At 63.1% G+C, this 21,242-nt stretch carries 19 protein-coding genes; 3 read left to right on the top strand and 16 right to left on the bottom strand.

Features of this window, described 5'->3' with window-relative positions; all coding sequences use genetic code 11:
- Window positions 1-118: 118 nt before the first annotated feature.
- The 3 genes from nadA to nadC are packed head-to-tail and all read left to right on the top strand — an operon-like array spanning window position 119 to window position 3,593.
- Window positions 119-1,171 (top strand): quinolinate synthase NadA, encoded by a 1,053-nt coding sequence (nadA, locus tag ACR0DA_RS13925; RefSeq protein ID WP_170371795.1) that lies wholly within the window; start codon window positions 119-121, stop codon window positions 1,169-1,171.
- An 8-nt stretch (window positions 1,172-1,179) separates the two neighbouring features.
- Window positions 1,180-2,772 carry an L-aspartate oxidase gene (locus ACR0DA_RS13920; RefSeq protein WP_480754512.1) on the top strand — a complete coding sequence of 531 codons (1,593 nt, stop codon included), beginning with the start codon at window positions 1,180-1,182 and terminating at the stop codon, window positions 2,770-2,772.
- Entirely contained in the window at window positions 2,745-3,593 is an 849-nt protein-coding gene (nadC, locus tag ACR0DA_RS13915; protein WP_480754510.1) for a carboxylating nicotinate-nucleotide diphosphorylase, read from the top strand. Before ACR0DA_RS13920 ends, nadC begins: the two co-directional genes overlap by 28 nt.
- Window positions 3,594-3,600: 7 nt before the next feature.
- Here the strand turns inward: nadC and ACR0DA_RS13910 are convergent, their stop codons facing one another.
- The 16 genes from ACR0DA_RS13910 to cueR form a co-directional block, all read right to left on the bottom strand.
- Window positions 3,601-4,419 carry a M90 family metallopeptidase gene (locus ACR0DA_RS13910; protein WP_480754509.1) on the bottom strand — a complete coding sequence of 273 codons (819 nt, stop codon included), beginning with the start codon at window positions 4,417-4,419 and terminating at the stop codon, window positions 3,601-3,603.
- A gap of 41 nt (window positions 4,420-4,460) precedes the next feature.
- On the bottom strand, window positions 4,461-6,305 hold the full coding sequence (locus tag ACR0DA_RS13905; protein WP_480754508.1) for an amidohydrolase: 1,845 nt from the start codon (window positions 6,303-6,305) through the stop codon (window positions 4,461-4,463).
- A 96-nt stretch (window positions 6,306-6,401) separates the two neighbouring features.
- A complete protein-coding gene (locus ACR0DA_RS13900) occupies window positions 6,402-7,133 on the bottom strand; it encodes an amino acid ABC transporter ATP-binding protein (protein ID WP_480754507.1) in 732 nt (243 codons plus the stop codon).
- Entirely contained in the window at window positions 7,133-7,966 is an 834-nt protein-coding gene (locus ACR0DA_RS13895; protein ID WP_480754505.1) for an amino acid ABC transporter permease, read from the bottom strand. Before ACR0DA_RS13895 ends, ACR0DA_RS13900 begins: the two co-directional genes overlap by 1 nt.
- A gap of 1 nt (window position 7,967) precedes the next feature.
- A complete protein-coding gene (locus ACR0DA_RS13890) occupies window positions 7,968-8,783 on the bottom strand; it encodes an ABC transporter substrate-binding protein (protein ID WP_170365764.1) in 816 nt (271 codons plus the stop codon).
- A 105-nt stretch (window positions 8,784-8,888) separates the two neighbouring features.
- Window positions 8,889-10,304 carry an FAD-binding oxidoreductase gene (locus tag ACR0DA_RS13885; RefSeq protein ID WP_480754503.1) on the bottom strand — a complete coding sequence of 472 codons (1,416 nt, stop codon included), beginning with the start codon at window positions 10,302-10,304 and terminating at the stop codon, window positions 8,889-8,891.
- 105 nt (window positions 10,305-10,409) lie between these two features.
- A complete protein-coding gene (locus ACR0DA_RS13880) occupies window positions 10,410-10,667 on the bottom strand; it encodes a DUF4242 domain-containing protein (protein WP_093963294.1) in 258 nt (85 codons plus the stop codon).
- A 30-nt stretch (window positions 10,668-10,697) separates the two neighbouring features.
- Window positions 10,698-14,258 carry an AAA family ATPase gene (locus ACR0DA_RS13875; RefSeq protein ID WP_480754501.1) on the bottom strand — a complete coding sequence of 1,187 codons (3,561 nt, stop codon included), beginning with the start codon at window positions 14,256-14,258 and terminating at the stop codon, window positions 10,698-10,700.
- 88 nt (window positions 14,259-14,346) lie between these two features.
- The gene (locus tag ACR0DA_RS13870) at window positions 14,347-16,083 is read right to left on the bottom strand and encodes a SulP family inorganic anion transporter (RefSeq protein ID WP_480754499.1); all 1,737 of its coding nucleotides are present in this window, start codon (window positions 16,081-16,083) and stop codon (window positions 14,347-14,349) included.
- Window positions 16,084-16,148: 65 nt separating this feature from the next.
- Window positions 16,149-17,831 (bottom strand): bifunctional protein tyrosine phosphatase family protein/NAD(P)/FAD-dependent oxidoreductase, encoded by a 1,683-nt coding sequence (locus ACR0DA_RS13865; RefSeq protein ID WP_480754497.1) that lies wholly within the window; start codon window positions 17,829-17,831, stop codon window positions 16,149-16,151.
- A 15-nt stretch (window positions 17,832-17,846) separates the two neighbouring features.
- Window positions 17,847-18,731 (bottom strand): MBL fold metallo-hydrolase, encoded by an 885-nt coding sequence (locus ACR0DA_RS13860; protein ID WP_170341794.1) that lies wholly within the window; start codon window positions 18,729-18,731, stop codon window positions 17,847-17,849.
- Between the two features lie 85 nt (window positions 18,732-18,816).
- Window positions 18,817-19,254, bottom strand: coding sequence for a DUF6691 family protein (locus ACR0DA_RS13855; RefSeq protein WP_480754495.1), 438 nt, complete (start codon window positions 19,252-19,254; stop codon window positions 18,817-18,819).
- Window positions 19,255-19,258: 4 nt separating this feature from the next.
- The gene (locus ACR0DA_RS13850) at window positions 19,259-19,690 is read right to left on the bottom strand and encodes a YeeE/YedE family protein (RefSeq protein WP_170341626.1); all 432 of its coding nucleotides are present in this window, start codon (window positions 19,688-19,690) and stop codon (window positions 19,259-19,261) included.
- Window position 19,691: 1 nt separating this feature from the next.
- Window positions 19,692-19,907 (bottom strand): YgaP family membrane protein, encoded by a 216-nt coding sequence (locus ACR0DA_RS13845; protein ID WP_170421196.1) that lies wholly within the window; start codon window positions 19,905-19,907, stop codon window positions 19,692-19,694.
- A gap of 96 nt (window positions 19,908-20,003) precedes the next feature.
- Window positions 20,004-20,669 carry a Crp/Fnr family transcriptional regulator gene (locus ACR0DA_RS13840; RefSeq protein ID WP_170599904.1) on the bottom strand — a complete coding sequence of 222 codons (666 nt, stop codon included), beginning with the start codon at window positions 20,667-20,669 and terminating at the stop codon, window positions 20,004-20,006.
- A 177-nt stretch (window positions 20,670-20,846) separates the two neighbouring features.
- Window positions 20,847-21,233, bottom strand: coding sequence for a Cu(I)-responsive transcriptional regulator (gene cueR, locus ACR0DA_RS13835; protein WP_170359527.1), 387 nt, complete (start codon window positions 21,231-21,233; stop codon window positions 20,847-20,849).
- Between the last annotated feature and the right edge of the window lie 9 nt (window positions 21,234-21,242).

Below are 21,242 nucleotides of genomic sequence, written 5' to 3'. Positions count from 1 at the left end.
CAGGTGGCCCAACGTCCCGTTGAGTTTCGGGGCGTTTTTTCGCGGTTCGACTGTGGAAAACGGTTTGGAAACCCCATAAGAACGAGGCCACCTATTCAACAGGCGGAAAACCAGTCCAGTGTTTGACCTCCCCGCGCAGCGCGCGCATCTTGCCGAGAAATTCGATCTGACCCCGTCGCCCGAGCTGGCCGCCAGCATGAGCGACATCTACGCCCGCATGTCGCGAGTCGTCACGCCAGCGGATTGGGCGATCTACGCGCCCTATGTCAAGGCGATCAACGATCTGAAAGCCGAACGCAACGCGGTGATCCTGGGCCACAACTACATGACGCCCGAAATCTATCACGGCATTTCGGACTTCGTCGGCGACAGCCTGCAGCTGGCCATCAAGGCGACCGAGGTCGAGGCCGACGTGATCGTGCAATGCGGTGTGCATTTCATGGCCGAGACCTCGAAGATCCTCAGCCCCGAAAAGACGGTTCTGATGCCAGACATGGAGGCCGGCTGTTCGCTGGCCGAGTCGATCACCGCCGAAGGCATTGCCGAGATGCGCCGCCGCTATCCCGGCGCGCCGGTCGTGACCTATGTGAACACCACGGCCGAGGTGAAGGCGGCATCCGACATCTGCTGCACCTCGTCCAACGCGGCGCAGATCGTGGCGGCGATGGACAGCGACACGGTCATCATGACCCCCGACCAGTACCTGGCGCAGAACGTGGCCCGCGACGTGCCGCAGAAGAACGTGGTCTGGTGGGAGGGCTCGTGCATCGTGCACGAACAGTATACGGCGCAGGACCTGCGCGAGTTCCGCGAATGGAACCCGGGCACCCGCCTGATCGCGCATCCTGAATGCCCGCCCGACGTGGTGGCCGAGGCCGACTTCTCGGGGTCTACCAGCGGCATCATCAAATATGTCACCGACGAACAGCCCGAAAAGGCGATGCTGATCACCGAGTGTTCGATGGCGTCGAACATCGCCGACGCGCTGCCGCAGGTCGATTTCGTCGGGCCCTGCAACATGTGCCCCTACATGAAGAAGATCACGCTGGAAAAGGTTCTGTATGCGCTGGACACCATGACCGGCCAGGTCGAGGTTGACCCCGACGTGGCGGAAAAAGCGCGCCTTTCGGTTCAGCGGATGATCGACCTGTCGCGCAAACTGGGAATTTGATCGGGGCGATGCAGACGGTCTCGACCCCTCGGGTGGTCATCATCGGCGGCGGGCTGGCCGCGGTCTATACAGCGCTCAAGCTTGCTCCGCACCCGGTGGTGATGATCTCGCCCGAGCCGCTGGGCTCGGGTGCCAGTTCGGCCTGGGCGCAGGGCGGGGTGGCGGCGGCGATGGACCCGTCCGACAGCCCCGAAGCCCATGCCCGCGACACGATGCGCGCCGGCGCAGGATCGGTCCTGCAGGAGGTGGCCGAGTTCGTCACCCGCGCGGCGCGGGATCACATTCTGGACCTTTCCGATCTGGGCACGGGGTTCGACCGGGACGCCGATGGCGGATTCATCCAATCGCAGGAGGCTGCGCATTCGGTGGCCCGCGTGGTGCGTGTCAAAGGCGACCAGGCCGGTGCCGAGATCATGCGCGCCCTGATCGCCGAGCTGCGGCGTCGCTCTTCGGTCCAGGTGATCGAAGGGGCGCTGGCCGTGGGGCTGGAAAGCGACGGGGCCAAGGTCTCGGGCGTATATCTGGCGCCGACAGATGCGCCGGGGGCCGAACCGGTGTTGCTGCGTGGGGCGGCACATGTACTGGCCACGGGCGGGTCGGCGGGGCTCTATGCTCGCACCACCAACCCGGCGCGCATCCGCGGGCAGGGGATCGGCATGGCCGCACGGGCCGGGGCCCGGATCGCCGATGCCGAGTTCATTCAGTTTCACCCCACCGCGATTGACGTGGGCGAAGACCCGATGCCTCTGGCCACCGAGGCTTTGCGTGGCGAGGGCGCCGTGTTGATCAACCGCCACGGCGAACGGTTCATGCAAGGTGTCCACCCCGATGCCGAACTGGCCCCGCGTGATGTCGTGGCGCGCGCCGTCTATCTGGAAACCAAGGCCGACAACCGGCCCGCGCTGGATACGCGCGCAGCGATCGGCGCGGCGATCCGCAGTCAGTTTCCGGCGGTGACCGAGGCCTGCCTGCGCAACGGTATCGACCCCGTAACTCAACCGATTCCGGTGGCGGCGGCGGCGCATTACCACATGGGCGGCGTGGCCACCGACCTGAACGGCCGCAGTTCGCTGGCCGGGCTCTGGGCCTGTGGCGAAGCGGCCTCGACCGGGTTGCACGGGGCGAACCGGCTGGCCTCGAACGGTCTGCTTGAGGCGCTGGTCTTTGCCCGCGCCTGCGCCCGTGACATTGCGGGCACCCTGACGGTGGCCGACGCGCCCGAGGTGCGGCTGGGCCTGCCGTCCGGCGGCACCGAACCCGACCCCCAAGCCGTAGCCGAACTGCGCCAGGTCATGACTGATGGCGTGGGGGTGGTGCGCGACGCGGACGGTCTGCGCCGCGCCTTGGGCCGGATCGCCGTGTTGGAGTCGCTGCACGGCCAGTCGCACCTGTTCCGAAACATGACCGCAACCGCCACGCTGATCGCGGCAGCAGCGCTGATGCGCACCGAAAGCCGCGGCGCGCACTATCGGTCGGATTGTCCGGATACGGCCGAAGGGCCGGGGCGGCGGTCTGATCTGACATTGGACGAGGCCGTGGCGCTGCGGTCGAAAATCTTCAAGGAAACCGCAAAATGCATCATGCCACTGTCCCCGACCTAATCCTCGAACCGATGGTCCGCGCCGCCCTGACCGAGGATCTGGGCACCTGCGGCGACATCACTACCCGCACCGTGATCCGAGCGGACGTGACCTATGCCGCACGGCTGAACGCGCGCGAGGATGCGGTTGTGTCGGGCATGCAGGTGGCGGCCCTGGCGTTCCGGCTGGTGGACCCGACGTTGAAGATCACGCCGCTTGTGGCCGACGGGGACCGTTGCACCAAGGGCCAGACCCTCATGGAGATCACCGGCGGCGCAGCCTCGATCCTGTCCGGCGAACGCGTGGCGCTGAACTTTGCCGGTCGTCTGACCGGGGTGGCGACCCTTACCGCCGGGCTGGTGGCGCAGACCGCCGGGACCAAGGCGCGCATCACCTGCACCCGCAAGACCACACCGGGCCTGCGAATCGTCGAGAAACTGGCCGTGTTGCATGGCGGCGGGTTCAATCACCGCCATTCGCTGTCCGACGCGATCCTGATCAAGGACAACCACATCGCTGCCGCCGGCGGGGTGCGCGCGGTGCTGGACGCGGTCAAGGCGCGTGCGTCGCACATGATGAAGGTCGAGATCGAAGTGGACCGGCTGGACCAGCTGGCCGAGGTTCTGGAAACCGGCGGCGCCGATGTCGTGTTGCTGGACAACATGACGCCCGACATGCTGGCCGAGGCCGTGGCGATGGTGGACGGACGTCTTGTGACCGAGGCGTCAGGCAATGTCACCGTGGGGACGGTGGCCGAGATCGCGGCCACTGGGGTCGATTATATCTCGTCCGGGGCGCTGACCCATTCCTATCGGACAATCGATCTGGGTCTGGATTTCTGATCATAGATCATGACGGTTTCGGCCATTTGATTGGATCCAGCCGGAAGTATTTGGACAGCTGCCCGTAGAATTCGGGCGCGGTATCCCTGAGGGCCTCGGGGCGTTCGAAGAACAGCTCGACCGTGACGGCAAAGAACTCTTCGTGTCCGGTGGCGCCATAGGGGTCGATCACCGTGCGCCGGCCTGTCTCGACCGCGTGCAGATGCGCGTCATACGCGGCCAGAAAAACACGTTCCCACTCGGCATAGCTTTGATCTCTGGCCAGAACTGGCACACCGTTGGTGCCGCCGGACAGATCATCCAACTGATGCGCGAATTCATGAAACACGACGTTGTGTCCGTCATGATCGTTTGCCGCGCCCTGCCGGCTGTGCGCCCAGGACAGGATCACCGGCCCCCGGTCCCAGCTTTCGCCGGTACGGATGATCTCCTGTTCGGTCACGACATAGCCGCTGTGCCGCTGTTGGCGGGACTTGAAGGCATTGGGATAGATCAGGACCGTCGTCAGATTGTCGTACCATTGGTCCGAGTTGACGACCAAAAGGCAAGCTTGTGCGGCGATCGACAGACGCATCTCGTCCGTGACCTCCAGCCCGTCGCAGCCGATGAAATCGACCTGATTCAGGAACAGGTTGATCTTGCCTTCCAAAGTGGCGCGCAACTTGGCAGGCAACCGCTCGAGGATCGGCACCATCGCATGGATGGTCCGCCGCTCCTCATCGCTCAGCGGTGTTTGCAGCAGCTCGGCCCTGGCCCTGGACTTCGACCAGAAATACCAAGCCAATAGACCGGCGATTGCCGCAACAAGGATCAGAAAAAGCACCATGTGGCGACGGTATCTCTATTGCCCCACCTCGGAAAGCCGATTCATTCGGTCGAGGGCTGCGTGAAGTCCGCCAGCCAAGGCCGTTCGACATCCATGCCCTGATACAGCGCATGCAGCAGCAGATGTGCCGTCACCGGGTCCGGGGCAAGGGGGCGTCGGTCCAGTTGGCCCTCCTTGACCGCCGTATCGGCGTCGAAGATCACCGCATCCTCTTTGATGGTGGTCAGCACCCGAAGCTGGGCCAGCGTTTCGGGGTCGACCGCGGTCGGGTCATCCGAAAGGATCACGAAATCGGCCAGCTTGCCCACTTCGATCGAGCCCTTCTGATCTTCCTCGAAATGCTGCCATGCCGGCCAGATCGTCATGGCCTTGAGCGCCGTCATCACGTCGACCCGCTGGTGCGGGCCAAGGATGTCGCCCGACCTGGTGCGCCGGGTGACCGTTGCGGCCAGAACCCGCATGCTGTCGGGAAACGCCACAGGCGCGTCGTGATGGGTGCCGAACATCATGCCGCGTTCGGTCACCCAGCCGGTCGGCGAGATGTTGTCGGCATTGACCGGCCCGACCGTGTGGTCGCGGTGCCAATCGCCCCAGTAGAAGGTGTGCATCGGAAACAGCGATGGGAACACGCCCAATCGTTTGAGGCTGGCCACCTGATCCTCCCGCAGGAACTGACCATGCACCAGAACCGGCCGGTTGCCCGGATCGCCATAGGTCAGCTGCGCCTCGTCGATGGCAGCGATCAGCATGTCCGTGGCCCCCTCGCCATTGGAGTGGGTCAGGATCTGGAGACCGTTCTCGAAACACCAGTTCACCGCATCCTGCAACTGCTCGCGCGTGATGGCGGCGTATCCGGCATAGCCGGGCGGGTAATCCCCGACCGGATCGTAGTAGGGCCGATCCCGCAGCGCGGTAAATCCTTGCGGCGAGCCGTCGATTGTCAGCTTGCACCCGCCGACTCGCACCCGGTCGGCATAGGTGCGCGAGGCGTCCGACGCGATGAAATCGCGCGATTCCAGAACGTCGGGAAAGGCCACGACGTCGATCGGAAGGTCGCCGTCCGCGGCCACCCGGCGCAGGGCCTGAACCACCGCGCCCGAGGAGCGTCCCTCTTGCGCGGTGGTGTAGCCAAAGCGCGCCCACATCCGGCTGCCGGCGCGCGCGAAAGTCTGCAGCCCGTCTTCGCCGACAGCGCCAAGCAAGGGCACCAAGGCGCCGAAGAATGCGTATTCCTCCAGCACGCCGTTCGGCTCGCCAGCTTCGTCTCTTCGGATCACGCCTCCGGGCGGGTTCTCGGTTTCTGCGGTGATCCCAGCCAGTTCAAGCGCCTTGGAATTGCCCACCCCCAGATGGCCCGATTGGTGGATGATCATGATCGGAACATCGCGCGAGACCGCGTCCAGCTCGGTACGCGTGGGGTGGCGCAGTTCGGCCAGTTGCGCGTTGTCATAGCCAAAGCCGATGATCATCCCCATCGCTTCGACCGTGTCGTTATTGGCCTCGGCCCACGTGGACAACGCCGCCTGCAGGCTGGCAATGTCGGTGACCTTGCCATCCGGTGGGGCCAGCAGGTTCGCCGACAGGGCTTGCAAACCGCCCATGACGACGTGGCCGTGGCTGTCGACAAAACCGGGCAGCATCGCGCGCCCGTCCAGATCAAAGATCGTCGTGTCGTCGCCCTGATGGCTGCGTATCTCGGCCAGTTCACCTGCTGCGATGATCCGCCCATCCCTGACCGCGACCGCCTGTACCGTGGGCCGGGCGTCATCGATCGTCAAAATCGGACCGCCGGTATAGATCGTGTCCGCGAGCTGTTGGGCCAAAGACATGTTGCCGAGGGTCAGACCCGCAGCAACGCTCACGGCAGACAGGGACAAAAGACGCATTCCGAACCTCCAGCAGCATATGGCAATGCGCTGGAGTCTAGCACGAAGTTGGCGTCCGGCCCGTGCAATGTTCAGTTGTCGATCCGACGTCGGCGTTCACTTGAGCGCGCGCGACAGGAATTGCCGTGTGTCGTCCTGCTGCGGGTGGTCGAACAGCTGCTCGGGCGGGCCTTCCTCGACGATGCGGCCGTTCTGCAGGAAACACACCTTGTCTGCGGCCTGCCGGGCAAAGCCCATTTCGTGCGTGGCCATCACCATCGTCATGCCCTGCTGCTTGAGCATCAGCAGAACGTCCAGAACCTCGCCCACCAGTTGCGGGTCCAGGGCCGAGGTGATCTCGTCGAACAGCATCACCTCGGGCTGCATGGCCAATGCCCGCACGATGGCGACGCGCTGCTGCTGTCCGCCTGACAGCTGGTCAGGATAATTGTGCATCCGGTCGGCCAGCCCGAAGCGTTCGAACATCTCTTCGATCTGGGGCAGCAGTTCGGCGCGCGTGCGTCCGCGCACGCGGCGCGGCGCCAGCATCACGTTGTCCAGCGCTGTCATGTGCGGAAACAGGTTGAAGCTCTGGAACACGATGCCGATGCGCGCGCGCACCGATTGCGGATCCAGACCCGGCACCGAGATGTCGACCCCGTCCAACAGGATCTCGCCATCCTCGATCGGCTCGAGCAGGTTGATGCAGCGCAGAACGGTGGATTTGCCCGCCCCCGAGGCGCCGATCAGGCAGACCATCTGCCCCTCGTCCACGGTCAGGTCGATGCCGTCGCAGACGGTGCGGTCGCCAAAGCGTTTGACGACGTTCTGCAGGTTCAGTTTCGACATCAGCGCCGCTCCCGCATCTGCCGAGCCATCAAGTGGTCGGCATAGCGCGTCGCCGGGATGGTCACGATCAGGAAGATGATCGCCGCGCCCACGTAAGGCGTGAAATTGGCCAGCAGCGATTTGAACACGCCGGCCTGGCGGAAGATCTCGACCGGGCCGATGAAACTGAGCAGCGACACGTCCTTTTGCAGCGCGATCAGCATGTTCATCTGCGACGGCACGACGTTGCGGACGGCCTGCGGCAGTACCACGTCGCGCATCACCTGGCCTTCGGTCAGGCCCAGCGACAGGGCGGCGGCGCGTTGGCTGTGATGCACGCTGTCGATGCCCGAGCGGAAAATCTCGGCCACATAGGCCGAATAGGTCAGGATCAACGCCAGCGACCCCCAGATATAGGGTGAGTTCCACGGTCGGGTCAGGCCCAGCCCGGGAATGCCGAAGCCGATCAGATAGACGGTCAAGATCACAGGCACGCCGCGGAAGATGTCGGTGAAGGCAGCGCCGAAGATGCGCAACGGGAACAGCGCGGGCGATTTGGTGTCGCGGGCCAGCGCGATCAGCAGCCCCAGCACCGCGATCGCGGGCGCCGACCAGGCAAAAATCATCACGTTGATCTTGAAGGCTTCGAGCAGCTTCGGGAAGGTCTTGACCAAAACCTCGCCGTTGAAAAAGCTCTGCTGGACCTTTGCCCAGCCCGGCGCCAGCGGCACCAGCACGATCAGCGCCACGACGACCAGAACGGTGCTGGTCGCGGCGATCCGGATCGACCGCCGCCGCTGCTGCGCCTCAAAAAGTTCGCGGCGGGTCGGGCCCGCCGTTCTGTTCTGTGTCATGTCACTTGATCAGCGGAACGCCCGTCGTGTCCTGCAGCCATTTGGCCTCGATCTCGGCCAGCTTGCCGCTTTCAGTCAGCGCGGCGATGGCCGCATCCACGCAGGATTTCAGCGGGTTGCCTTCCTCCATCAACATGCCGAACTGGTCGGGGTTGTCGCCTTGATCGGCCGGGAACTGGCCAATCACCTTGGACCCTTCGATCATCACCGCGCTCAGGAACAGGGCGGTAGGCAGGTCGAACAGCGCGGCGTCGATCTGGTTGGCGGTCATGGCCGCGTTCACATCGGCATTGTCGCCATAGAGCAGCGGGTCCGCATCCGGCTGGATCACGCTGGCCAGTTTCGGCACTGCGGTGGTCGACCCGACCGCGCCCCATTGCAGGCCCTTCAGCGCCTCGAGCGTGGGCGGGGTTTCAACGGCGTTTGCGCTGACCAGAACCGCCATCGGCGCGGTGTAATAGGGGGCCGAGAAATCAACGACCTGATCGCGCTCGGGCGTGATCGAGTATTGCTGGATGTTCACGTCGAAATTCTTTGCGCCGGGCTGGATCGCCTCGTCAAAGGACGACCGGACCCAGACCACGTCATCCGCGGCAAAGCCCATCTCCTCGGCCACGGCATAGGCGACGGCGGCTTCAAAGCCCTGGCCGGATTCGGGCGCGTCATCCATCACCCACGGGTAATAGGCCGGGTTTCCGGTGGCCACGGTGAACTTGCCCTCGGTCAGGGTCTTGCCCGCGGCGCAGTGCCCGTCCGCAAGGGCCGAAGTTGCGGTGAACGCAAGGGTTGCGGCCGCGATCGAAAGCATCTTGGACATGGATCTGGGTCTCCTGTTGGGAATGTCGGGCCCACGGTAGTGTTGCCCGCCGACCCTGTCCAGTTGGTCGCGGTCTATGCCAGACACTGCAAGAAGTTCAAGTCGTCACGCAGGCGGAATGTTGTGGTTCACCCGGAACAGGTTGCCGGGATCGTACCGCCCCTTGATGCGCGACAGCTGCGTGGCATTGGCCCCGTAGGCGCCGGACAGGTGATCGGCCTCGTCTGCTGGCATGAAATTGACATAGGCACTGCCGGTTGCATGCGGCGTCATGCGGTCATAGAGCGCGCGTGCCCAGGCGATGCAAGTGTCATCCTTGGCCGGATCTTCCCAACGGGTGTGCACGTTCATGATGAAATGGGCCGAGCGTTGGGGATAGGCTGTCGCCGCAGCCTCGACCCGGGCCATCGCACCGCCGACATGGGCAATGAACACCTCGCAGGACGGGTCCGGAAGGGTCGAGATACTGTCCAGAAGCCCTGCGATTGCATCCGTGGGCAGGGCATCAAAATCGTGACTTTTCCAATAGTTTCGCGCGCCGGGGGTCAGCAGGGGGTCAAAAGCGGCTTGCCAGTCGACGAAGGCGTGCGGCGAGATCACGTCCACGATCGGGTCCCCGAGGGCGCGCAGCGGCTCCATCGCGGCTTCGCCGTTTTCGATGGTACCTGCATAGCAGGCGGCAAAGATCAGCACCTCGCGCCCGTGCCAGTCTTCGGGAAGGAAGGGCAGGGGAGGGGCCTTGCGCATCACCGTCCAGACCGTCAGATCGTCAGGGGCGGTGTCGGCGATCCGGGCGTATTCGGGCAGCAGGGCGGGACCCTGTTCAAGCGGGTGGATCACAAGGCCGGACAGCACCTGCGGCCCCAGCGGGTGCAGGCGGAACTCGAACGAGGTAACCACGCCGAAATTGCCGCCACCTCCGCGAATGGCCCAGAACAGGTCCGGGTGGCTGTTTTCCGAGGCGGTCACGATCGAGCCATCGGCCAGCACCACCTCGGCCGAGATCAGGTTGTCGATGGTCATGCCGAACTTGCGCGTCGTCCAGCCAAAGCCGCCACCCAGTGTCAGCCCGGCGATCCCGGTGGTCGAGTTGATGCCCGTCGGAACCACCAACCCGTGCGCCTGCGTCTCTCGGTCCACGTCACCCAACACCGCGCCCGGCGCCACACGCGCGGTGCGCGCTTTCGGGTCGACATGCACCGATTTCATCTGCGACAGGTCCAGCATCACCGCATCATCGGCCACGGCATGTCCGGCGATCTGGTGACCGCCCGAGCGGACGGACATGATCAGCCCCGCCTCGCGCACGAAATTCACTGCCTTTTGCACATCGCTGGCCCCGAGCGCCCGGATCACAAAGCCGGGTTTGCGGTCGACGATGCTGTTCCAGGTGGTGCGGGCACTATCGTATTCGGGGCTGCCGGGAAGAAAGACGGATCCACGCAGCGACGCGTCCAAAGCGTCCAGCGCTTCTTGGTCCACGGTTTTGGTGCTGCCGTTCAGCGTTATCAGGTCAAACATGATCAGTCCTCCAGATCAGGTGGACAGGTTTCCTGCGGTGCTGCCTCGGGCAATGGGTTGCGCGCCCCATTCGAGCGAAGGGCGCGCAATGCAAATTGGGTCGCTTCAGGCGAAGATGCCGGGATCGATCCGATCAACTGGCGTGATGACGTCAGCCGGAATGTTCAGACGCTTGGCCGCCTTGCGCAGGCTTTCCGCGTCCGGCGCCTCGTACAGGCAATAGGTTTTCCGCTTGTCCGCGCTCAGGAACGAGAAAATCCACTCGATCCCTTCTTCGTCGTTGATTTCCTTGATCTTTACCTTGTCATCGTCGCCAAGCTCAAGCTGTTCGGCGAAGTTCCGTTCGATGATGTACCTTGGCATTATGCACCCCCCTGCGCATGTGCTCGGAGTCTAAGACGCGGATCCTTCAAGTTTTGACCTAAGGGAAACCATACCCAATTCCCGGGCACTTGCCAACGCTTCGGCCTCAAGCGACAGGGCCGAGCGCAGATCCTGAGCGCGGCCGCGACGGCGAAGAGCCCAGGCGCGCGCGGCTTTGCTGTGGGCGATCCACGGCGGCGCTGCCATCGCTGTGTCCACTTGGATCGCGGTTTCGAACAGCTCGTCGGCGGTGTCCCAATCACCCAACACGGCGGCCATCGCTCCCAGCCGCCGGGCCGCGGATCCGGTGCAGACGGTTGTCGCGCCGGCCGTGATCGTCAGGTCCCTATAGGGCAGCAGCTTGTCGATCAGCGTTTGGGCATGGTGCGTGTTCTCGACCGCGACGCAGATATCCGCCAGATAGGACAGGGTGGTCGAGTACATCGCGTCCTGAGGCAGGTCAAAACCGGTGTCCGCGATCTCATTGAGAATACGCTCGGCGGGCTCGCGAAACCCCAGTTCGGCGGCTATCAGGCCGAATCCGGGTTTCCAGCTGGTTTCGCCGGGACTGTCGGACATGAGCCGCTTGATCACAGGGGCCACTTCGTGCAACCGGGCCTGCTCGCGCCGGATGGTGAACATCTGAACGCCGTAGACACCCTCGACATGGGCGCCGTGTGTCTGCCGCCCGATTTTGACGGCTTCGCTCGCATAGGTCTCGGCGCGTTCAAAATCGCCATCCAGGATGGCCACCATTGCACGGGCATGGATCTGGACCCAGTACAGCTGTCGGTGGTTGTCCTTGTCCGAGATCTCGGTCAGCAGTTTCAACGAGGTGTCGACCAACTGGCGGTCCGCCATTTCGGCACCGACAAACAGGCTCAGGGTACGGTCGCGACCCTGATCGATGTTTCCAAGCTTTTCCGCCACTTCGTGCATGGATTCGAGGTTCTTGCGCCAGTTCAGCCGATCTTCGCCCTGGCGCGCCACGAAGGGAGCGCCGAAGCGGGTCATCATGACGGCGAACCGGGATTTGTGATCCCCCAGCCGGGCGGCCAGTTCCATGCATTGCTGGCCATATTTGGTGCCCTCGGCAAAGTCGCCGATGAACATGTAAGCGCGGGCGATCTGGGCCATCAGACGACACCGCCGAACCTCATCTGTCGGCGGCAAGCTGTCCAATGCCTCGAGGCACAGGCTGATCGCCTGGCCGTGCCGTTGACCGGCCATCATGCATGAATCGGCAAAGTGATGTGCCGCGTCCGCAGCAAGGTCCGTCCGGCCTGAGTGCCGGGCGGCGTCCGAAGCCTCCTTCAGTTTGGCGATGCCTTCCGGCAACCTGCCTGCGCTGTCGTAGCTGCGCCCAAGTAGCAGGTTTCCAACGATCGTCTGAGGGCTTTTTTCGTCGCCGAGTTTTTGCGCGGCCTTCAGGGTTTCCGTCGCATTGGCCAGGGCTTCCTGGCTGGCCGACCGTGACAGGGCCATTTCTGTCGCCGCGCGCCACCGGTCATAGGCGGCAGCCCAGTCTTCGGCCTCGGTCAGGTGCCGGGCGGCCAACTCGGGGCGTCGTTCAATCTCGGCCGACCGCAACTTCATCAGCGCGCGGGCGACATTGGCGTGTTGGGCCTTGCGTGTGCTGCTGAGCATGGACTGATAGGCGGTGTCCCTGATCAACGCATGGCGGAATACATAGTGCCCTTTGTGGTGCCCGCTTTCAAAGACCAGACCAGCGCGACACAGCTCAGCCAGACAAGTGTCGAGCTCTGCCGGGGCTTCCGGCATCGACGCGGCAAGCAGAGCCGGTTCGAACTCGCGCCCGATAACCGACGCGGCAAGAGCCGTTTGTTTTGCGTCGGGCGATACGGCGTCCAACCGGGCCATCAACGCTCCGCTCAGGGACGAGGGCACGTTCACACCGACCCCGCCGGTTTCGTGTATGGCGCGGGTCAGTTCCTCGACAAAAAGCGGCACGCCGTCGGTTTTGTCGACAATCAGATCGACCAATTCCGGATCCGGATCGCGGCCCGAGACACGTTGCACCAGATGGGCGACCTGCTCGGCATCAAGCCGCCCCAGATGCAGGGTTTGGACATGGCTGTCCCCTTCGGTCTTCTGCATTTCCCAGCCGGGGCGATGCGTGATCACGATCAGAAGGGGAAGGTCGACGCACAATGCTTTGAAACGGTCCAGCAACGCGTGGGTCGAAGCGTCGATCCAATGGGCATCCTCGACAAACAGGATGACCGGACGTTGGACGGCGCGGGCCTTTACCGTGGTGATCAGCGCTTGGATCGTCAGGTCTCGCTGTTCCTGGGGCGACAGTTGCAGGACCTGCTGGGCCAAGGTGCTGCGCGGGGCGACCAAAGCGGCGAAGGCAGGAAGAACTAGGTCCAGATCCAGTCCTTGCCGCTGGGCCAGCATGTCGTGAACACTCTCCTGCACCCTGTCGTCGTCAAAATCCGGGTCGACGCCCGCATCCTGAGAAATCCGTTCGGCAACCGGGTGAAACGGGCTGCTGGTGAGATAGGGAGAGCAGTTCAGTCTGATGATGTCGGCCTGATGGACCACGCTTTCGTCCTGCAGAAGCTCCTCGATCAGGCGCGACTTGCCGATTCCCGCTTCGCCTGACAGCAGGACCACTTCGCCTTTGCCGTCCTGCGCGTGTTTCCAGGATTGCAGAAGGATGCCCTTTTCAAAACTGCGGCCGATCAGGAACCCGTGGGCTCCATCCCCGCGAACCGCATGGAACCGGCTTTCGGCGCTGCGCTCACCCATGACCTGAACCAGGTCGTGGGCGACATCGAAGCCTTTCAAAGGCACGCTGCCCAAGGATGAAACCTCGAACACGCCATCCAACGACCCTGTCAAGTCTGTACGGGGCATGACGACGGCGTTTGCCGGGGCTTTTTCCTGCAACCTGGCGGCCAAGTTCAACACCGGTCCGGTCATGGCGCCTTCTTCGAACGAGTTTTCACCGATTGCGTCACCGACAACCACGTCGCCGCTGGCGATGCCGATGCGCACGGCAAGTGGAGTTCCGTCGGGCGTCGTCATCTGCCGGACCCTTCGCACGGCTTCGAGGCCAGCTTTGACAGCCCGAATGGCGTGATCCTCATAGGCGCGGGGCCACCCGAAAAAGACCAACAGCCCGTCGCCAAGGTATTTTGCGACATATCCTCCATACCGGCTGACAGCACCTGCGACGGAATCCTGGTATCGCTGCAACAGGATCCGCATGTCTTCGGGGTCGATCCGGTTGGTCAATTCGGTCGAGCCTACGAGGTCGGCAAAAAAGACCGTCAGATGGCGCCGCTCGGCCGGAGCGCGCGACGGTTGCCCATCTGTGTCGGGCCGTATTTCGGCTGCGGCTGCTGCGATGTCAGATGTTGGCTGCTCGGGCGTTTGTTCATCAGACAGGACGCGGGCGGCAGCCAGAATGACCTTGCGGTGCCCGAGGCTGACTCCAAGCTCTCGGAGATCGTCATTGGTCAGCAGAGGCAATACGCGTGCATCAACGTCATTCTCCGCAAAGGTCTCTGCGTATTGGCCCAGACCAAGATCGTTCAGCCATGTTTTGACCGTGAACCCCATTGGCGGATCATGCGTGGTTGCAATTCGTCAATCAAGCGTGAGCAGTAAACTTTACATAATCATGATTACGCGACTGCGAAATCAGAACTCATTCCGCGGCCCACGTGATCCGGTCAGGCGCGGTCAGTCTTTGCCAAGCGTCATATTGCGACAGGAACACCTGCCCGTTCAATTCATCGAGGAAATGCGACTGCTTCAGGCGGTCCATGACCGGGCCTTTGACCTCACTCAGGTGCAGCCCGACACCCATGTCGCGCAGGCGGTGGTTGATCGCCTCAAGGCTTTCGAGCGCTGAGAAGTCGACCTCGTTCACCGCCGAGAACATCAGCACCACGTTGCGGATCTCGCAACCCTCGGTCACGCGCGACTGGATCAGATCCTCGAGGAAGCGGGCATTCACGAAATACAGGCTTTCATCCACCCGCAGCGTGACCAGCGTGGGGTCGGTCTGGACCTTGTGGCGCAGGATGTTGCGGAAATGCTGGGTGCCCGGCACCAGCCCCAGTTCGGCCACATGCGGGCGCGAGGTCTTGTAGAGATGCAGAAGGATCGAGATTGCCACGCCGCTGGCAACACCCGCTTCGACACCGGCCATCAGGGTCAGGACGATTGTGGCGGCTACGGCGGTGAAATCGGCCCGTGAATAGCCCCAGGTCTTTTTGAGGATTGAAAAATCCACCAGGCTGAGCACCGCCACGATGATCGTCGCGGCCAGCGTCGCCTTGGGCAAGAAATAGACCAGCGGGGTCAGGAAGAGTGCGGCAACCGCCAGCCCAACGGCGGTGAAGGCACCGGCTGCCGGGGTCTCGGCGCCCGCGTCGAAGTTCACCACCGAGCGCGAGAACCCGCCGGTGACCGGAAAGCCCCCGGTGAACGCAGCGCCCAGATTGGCCGCGCCCAGGCCGATCAGTTCCTGGTCGGGATCGACGCGCTGACGTTTCTTGGCCGCCAGCGTCTGCGCGACTGAGATGCTTTCGACGAAGCCGATGATCGAGATCAGGATGGCGGGCACCAGCAGCGCGCCGATCAGGTCCGAGGACAGCCCCGGCAGGGTCAGCGGAGGCAGGCTTTGGGGCACCTCGCCCACGATCTTGACGCCGCGCGCGTCCAGCCTGAAGGCCCAGACCGCCATCGTGGTTGCCACTACCGCCACCACAGGCCCGGCCTTGGTCAGCACATCGGCCAAAAGCGGCGGTACGCCCGTGCGCCGCAGCGCGGGTTTGAGGTTCTTGCGCACCCAGAACAGGAAGGCCGTGGCCAGTGCGCCGATCACCACCGTAATCCCGCTGGTCTGGTCCAGATGCGCCAAGATAGAGCCCAGCATCTCGGGCAGGGTATGGCCATGCGCGCTGACCCCCAGGATGTGTTTCAACTGGCTGGTGGCGATCAGAATGCCCGAGGCGGTGATGAAACCCGCGATCACCGGATGAGACAGGAAGTTGGCCAGAAAGCCCAGCCGGAACACACCCAGCAACACCAGGAACCCGCCCGACAGAAAGGCCAGTGTCAGCGCCGCCACCGCATAGCCGGCGGTGCCCTGTTCAGCCACCTGCCCCACGGCGGATGCGGTCAGCAGCGACACCACCGCCACCGGACCCACCGCCAGCGCCCGGCTGGTGCCGAAGATCGCATAGAGGATGATCGGCACGATCGAGGCATAGATACCCGCCTCGGGCGGCAGCCCCGCCAGCAGCGCATAGGCCAGCGATTGTGGGATCAGCATGATCGTCACGATCACCGCGGCGATCAGGTCATTGGACAGCGCCGCCCGGTCATACCGGCGGCCCCAATCCAGAATTGGCAAGTATCGCAACAGGTTGTGCATCGGTTCCACGTTCAAGAGGGCACAGGGCGGGTGTTGGATGGCGCAGGGCAAGAAGCCCTAGCGACCTATTCGGCCGCCACGTTCAGCGGCTCGGGCTTGGCCATCCATTCCTTGCCCTTCAGCATCGCCGACCAATAGACCGGCGGCAGCAGCTTTTCCTTGAGGACCCAGGCCGCGCGGCTGGGTTTGGTGCCGTCGATCAGGAACTTAGGGAAGCTGGGCTTCAGGACACCGCCATAGCCGAACTCGGCCAGCACGATCTTGCCGCGTTCCACCGTCAACGGGCACGAGCCGTAACCGTCATAGGCCGCCACCGGGCCGCGGCCCTCGATATCGGCCACGATGTTGTCGGCCACCACCGGCGCCTGCTTGCGGGCAGCGGCCGCGGTTTTCGCGTTCGGCGCGTTCATCACGTCGCCCAGCGACCAGATGTTGTCAAAGCTCTTGTGGCGCAGCGTGGACTGATCCACATCGACCCAACCCGCCGCATCTGCCAGCGGCGATACCCGGATGAAGTCCGGCGCCACCTGCGGCGGGCAGACATGCATTATGTCGAACTCGACCGTCACCTGCTCGGGCTGCTCGTCGTGCTTGGCGACCTTGAACGTGGCGGTTTTCGCCGCCCCGTCCACCGCCACCAGATTGTGGAAGTAGTTCAGCGTGGCGTCGTATTTCCTGACATACTCCATCAGCGCCGGGACATAGTCCTTGACCCCGAACAGCACCCCGCCCGCATTCATGAACTGGATGTCGATATCCTTCAGAACCCCGCGTCGGACCCACGCATCGCCCGACAGATACATCGCCTTTTGCGGCGCGCCCGCACATTTGATCGGCATCGGCGGCTGGGTGAACAGCGCCCGTCCCGCCTTCAGCCCTTCGACTAACTGCCAGGTATAGGGCGCCAGGTCATAGCGATAGTTCGAGGTCACGCCGTTGCGGCCCAGCGTTTCCTCCAGCCCTTCGACCGCACCCCAGTCCAGCTTGAGCCCCGGAGTCACCACCAGACGGTCGTATTTGACCACTCGGCAACCATCCAGAATGACGGCGTTGTTCTGTGGCTCGAACGCGGCCACGGCGGCCTTGATCCATTTGACCCCGCGCGGGATCAGCGCGCCCATGGTCTTGGCCGTCTGTTCCGGCGTGAACACGCCGCCGCCCACCAGGGTCCAGCCGGGTTGATAATAGTGCACGTCGGACGGGTCGATGATGGCAATCGACAGGTCGGATTTACGCGCATGCAGGCTGGCGGCGGTGGCGATGCCCCCTGCCCCGCCGCCCACGATCACCACGTCAAAGGACGCGTCGCCGGTGTCGGTGGGCGTCTTGCCGCCATTGGCGATGCGGCGGGCCACGCCGCTCATGTCATATCCGGCAGCCTTGGTTGAGGTCAGGATGTCAGGCAAGGCTCGGCCCTGCGCGGCCTCGTGCAGCGACCAAAGCGTGGCCGAGCGCGTGCCCGTCCGGCAATAGGCCAGGATCGGACCTGGCAGTTCGGTCAGGGCTTGACCGAAGGCCTGCGCGTCCTCATCCCGAACCAGGCCAGTCTGGACGGGAACGTACCGGGCTTCGATGCCAAGCTTTTCTGCAGCGGCCTCGATTTCCTCGAATGTCGGTTGGTCGGACCCTTCACCGTCGGGGCGATTGCAGATGATGGCGCGGAAGCCCGCGGCCTTGATCGCCGGGATATCGGCAAGCGTTACCTGTGGCGACACCGAGAGTGCGCCCGAAATCTTTCGGATTTCCATTGTTGTCTCCTGCGGTCAGATCTTGTTGACCGGAACCTTGAGCATCTGGTTGCCGTCCTTGTCGGTCGGGATGTCACCCGCCCGGATATTGACCTGGATCGACGGGATGATCAGGGTCGGCATCGCCAGCGTCGCGTCACGCTCGGTGCGCATCTTGATGAACTCGTCCCGCGACTTGCCGCCGCCCACGTGAATGTTGTGCGCCTTTTCCTCGGCCACCGTGGTTTCCCAGCGAATGTCGCGGCCGTTGGGGCCGTAATCGTGGCACATGAACAGCCGGGTTTCGTCCGGCAGGCTCAGCACCTTCTGGATCGAGTCATAAAGCGTTCCCGCATCTCCGCCCGGAAAGTCGGCTCGGGCCGAACCACCATCGGGCATGAACAGCGTGTCACCCACAAACGCCGCATCGCCCATCACATGCACCATGCAGGCCGGTGTATGGCCCGGTGTGTGCATGGTGAAGGCGGTCATGTTGCCGATCTTGTAGGTCATGCCATCGGTGAACAGTGCATCGAACTGGCTGCCGTCACGCTGGAACTCGGTGCCTTCGTTGAAGATCTTGCCGAAGACCTCCTGCACGATCTTGATGTTCTCGCCAATGCCGATCTTGCCGCCCAGCTTTTGCTGGATGTAGGGCGCCGCCGACAGGTGATCGGCATGGGCGTGGGTCTCGATGATCCACTCCAGTTTCAGGCCCTGCTTTTCGATCTCGGCGATCAGCAGGTCGGCATGTTCGAATGTGATCCGGCCAGCGGCATAGTCGATGTCCATCACGCTGTCGATGATCGCGCAGGCGTTGGATGTCGGGTCCGAAACGATGTAGCTGATCGTCGCCGTGGCCTCGTCGTAGAAGCCCTGAACCTTGGGTTTGACGCTCAGATCAACCGGATATGCGGAAATTGGTGTCGCGATTGCGTCAGCCATTTTCTGGTTGTGGGTGTCGATTGCCTTTTGGTCGGTCATGATCGTGCCTCCTCTCTGACGCTCAGGCCTTGGCCGAACGTGTAATCAATGGTTGCCCTTGCAGAATGCGCGCCAGGGCCAGCCCGGCGGCGACCGCGCCCAGAAACAGCAGAACCTCCCACCGTCCGGTGCCCAGGGCCGGAATTGCCGCGCCCGGGCAGAATCCTGCGATGCCCCAGCCCACGCCAAACAAGGCTGAGCCGCCGACAAGCTTCATGTCGATGTGCTTTGCGCCCGGAATCTGGAACCGGTCCGCAAAAAGCGGCGCGGCGCGTCGCCATATCAGGCGATAGCCGATGAATGTCACCGCCAGCGCACCGCCCATAACGAAGGCGAGGCTGGGGTCCCAGGTTCCGGCCAGATCGAAGAAGTTCAACACCTTGGCCGGGTTCATCATGCCCGAGATCGCGATGCCTGTGCCGAAGACAAGGCCGGTCAGGAACGTATGGAACAGTTTCATTGCCTCACCCTCCGAATACGTGGCGGATCACGAAAACCGTGATGGCGGCAGTTACCATGAAGGTCGGAACGGCAACCAGGGACCGGGTCGACAACCGCGACAGGCCGCATACGCCGTGACCCGAGGTGCACCCCGAGCCGAGGCTGGCGCCCAGACCGACGATGACGCCGCCGACCACGATCATCAGCGGGCTGATCGGCACCTCGATGGCCGGCATGGAGCCGGTCAGCACGTAGATCAGACCCGGCGCAACGATCATTCCGGCAACAAGCGCCAGCCGCCAGGAAAACTCGGACCCGCTGTCAGGAAAGACCAGACCGGACATGATCCCGGTGGCACCCATGATGCGGCCGAGGCCCAACATCAACAACACTGCGCCCAAGCCTATCAGCAGGCCGCCGCCAAAGGATGCAAAAGGCGTGAATACGGTTTCCATATTATCTGGTCCTGCAGGTTTTGATGCCCAAAAGCGTGTACACCGGGCAGAATTTCATGGTCGCGGTCAACAGCATGATGATGCCGACGATCACAGCGCCATATTTGAAAAGGGGTGCGGCGAACAGGGCCAGCCCGCTGAAGAGTGCCAAGTACAGCAGGACCAACCCAAGAGCCGCGCGCAGCGTGCGGTCGATCGTTCCGACGTTGTTGGTCATATCGCCCTCCATATTCAGGTTTCTGAATGGCATATATGACGCCAGGAGCGTCTCTTCAGTGACAATGTCACGAAAGCCGAAAAGATTCCCGAAAAATCAGGTGCTGTGGGCCAAAGCTTGCAAAGCCGTTGTGTCGGTGAGCGTTATCTTGCCCCGGGTTTGCGAAACCAACTCGCGTTTCTGGAAGTCGTGGAGCACCCGCGAGACAACTTCACGCGCGGTTCCCAGTTCGCTGGCCAGTTGTTGATGTGTGGCCTGCACCTCGTTCGCGGGATCGGCCAATGCAAGCAGACGTTCCGCCAGCCGGACATCGATCCGTCCGAAAGCGACGTCATCGACCACGCGCAGAAGGTCGATCAATCGGCGGGAATAGGCCTGGAACACGAAATCGCGAAACGCGTCCTCTTCCGCGGCAAGGCGGTCGAAGGCAGGCTTGGGCAGGACGATCGCGGTGACATCTGTTTCAGCAATGCCTTCGGCGTTATAGGCCTCTTCGGCCAGCATACATGCCGTGGTCAGCACACAGCTTTCGCCGGCCTCGACCCGATACAAGACGATTTCGCGCCCTGTATCCGAGCTTTGTGAAACGCGGATCCGGCCTTCGTACAGAAACATGAGGCTGTCCGGCACATTGTCGGGCCCGAACACCTGGGCCCCTTTCGGGAACTTCACGATCCGCGCAGCCGCGCGCAACCGGGCGCGGACCGCCTCAGGCAGGTGGCTGGTTCCATGGAACCGCTGGGTCCAGTCAGTGATCGTCATGTGGCTGCTTGCATGGGTGACCCAAAGCCCTCGTAGATCAATACGGTTCTGCCGTCTTTCGCCCGGCCCGGACGATACGTTCGTAACAACGCGTCCTGTGCACCTGCTGCATGGCCTAGGACAGAACCGTAGTCACGATCAAGGGAAAGCGTCCGAAGGTGCCTCGGGTCTATCCTGTCAGTCGCGACCCAGATCCTTGAGGATCGGACAATCCGGGCGGTCATCTCCGGCGCATTCGTGGATCAGGTGCGACAGTGTTTCGCGCATGGCTTTCAAACCTTCGATCTTGGCATCGATTTCTTCGAGGTTCTGTTTGGCGATCCGCTTGACGTCCGCGCTGGCGCGGTGCTTGTCCTCATACAGCGCCAGCAGCGAGCGGCAGTCTTCGATGGTGAACCCCAGCGACCGCGCGCGTCCGATGAACGCCAGCTTGTGGAGCTCTTTCTCGTCGAAATGGCGGTATCCATTGGTCGAGCGTCTGGGTTTGATGAAACCGATGTCCTCATAATAGCGGATGGTCTTGGCTGGCAAACCCGAGCGTTCGGCGACGTCCCCGATGTTCATGGCGGCTCC

This window comes from Ruegeria sp. CI8, assembly GCF_056536865.1.
The sequence above is the reverse complement of the archived record's forward strand: the minus strand, read 5'-3'. Positions and strand labels throughout refer to the sequence as shown.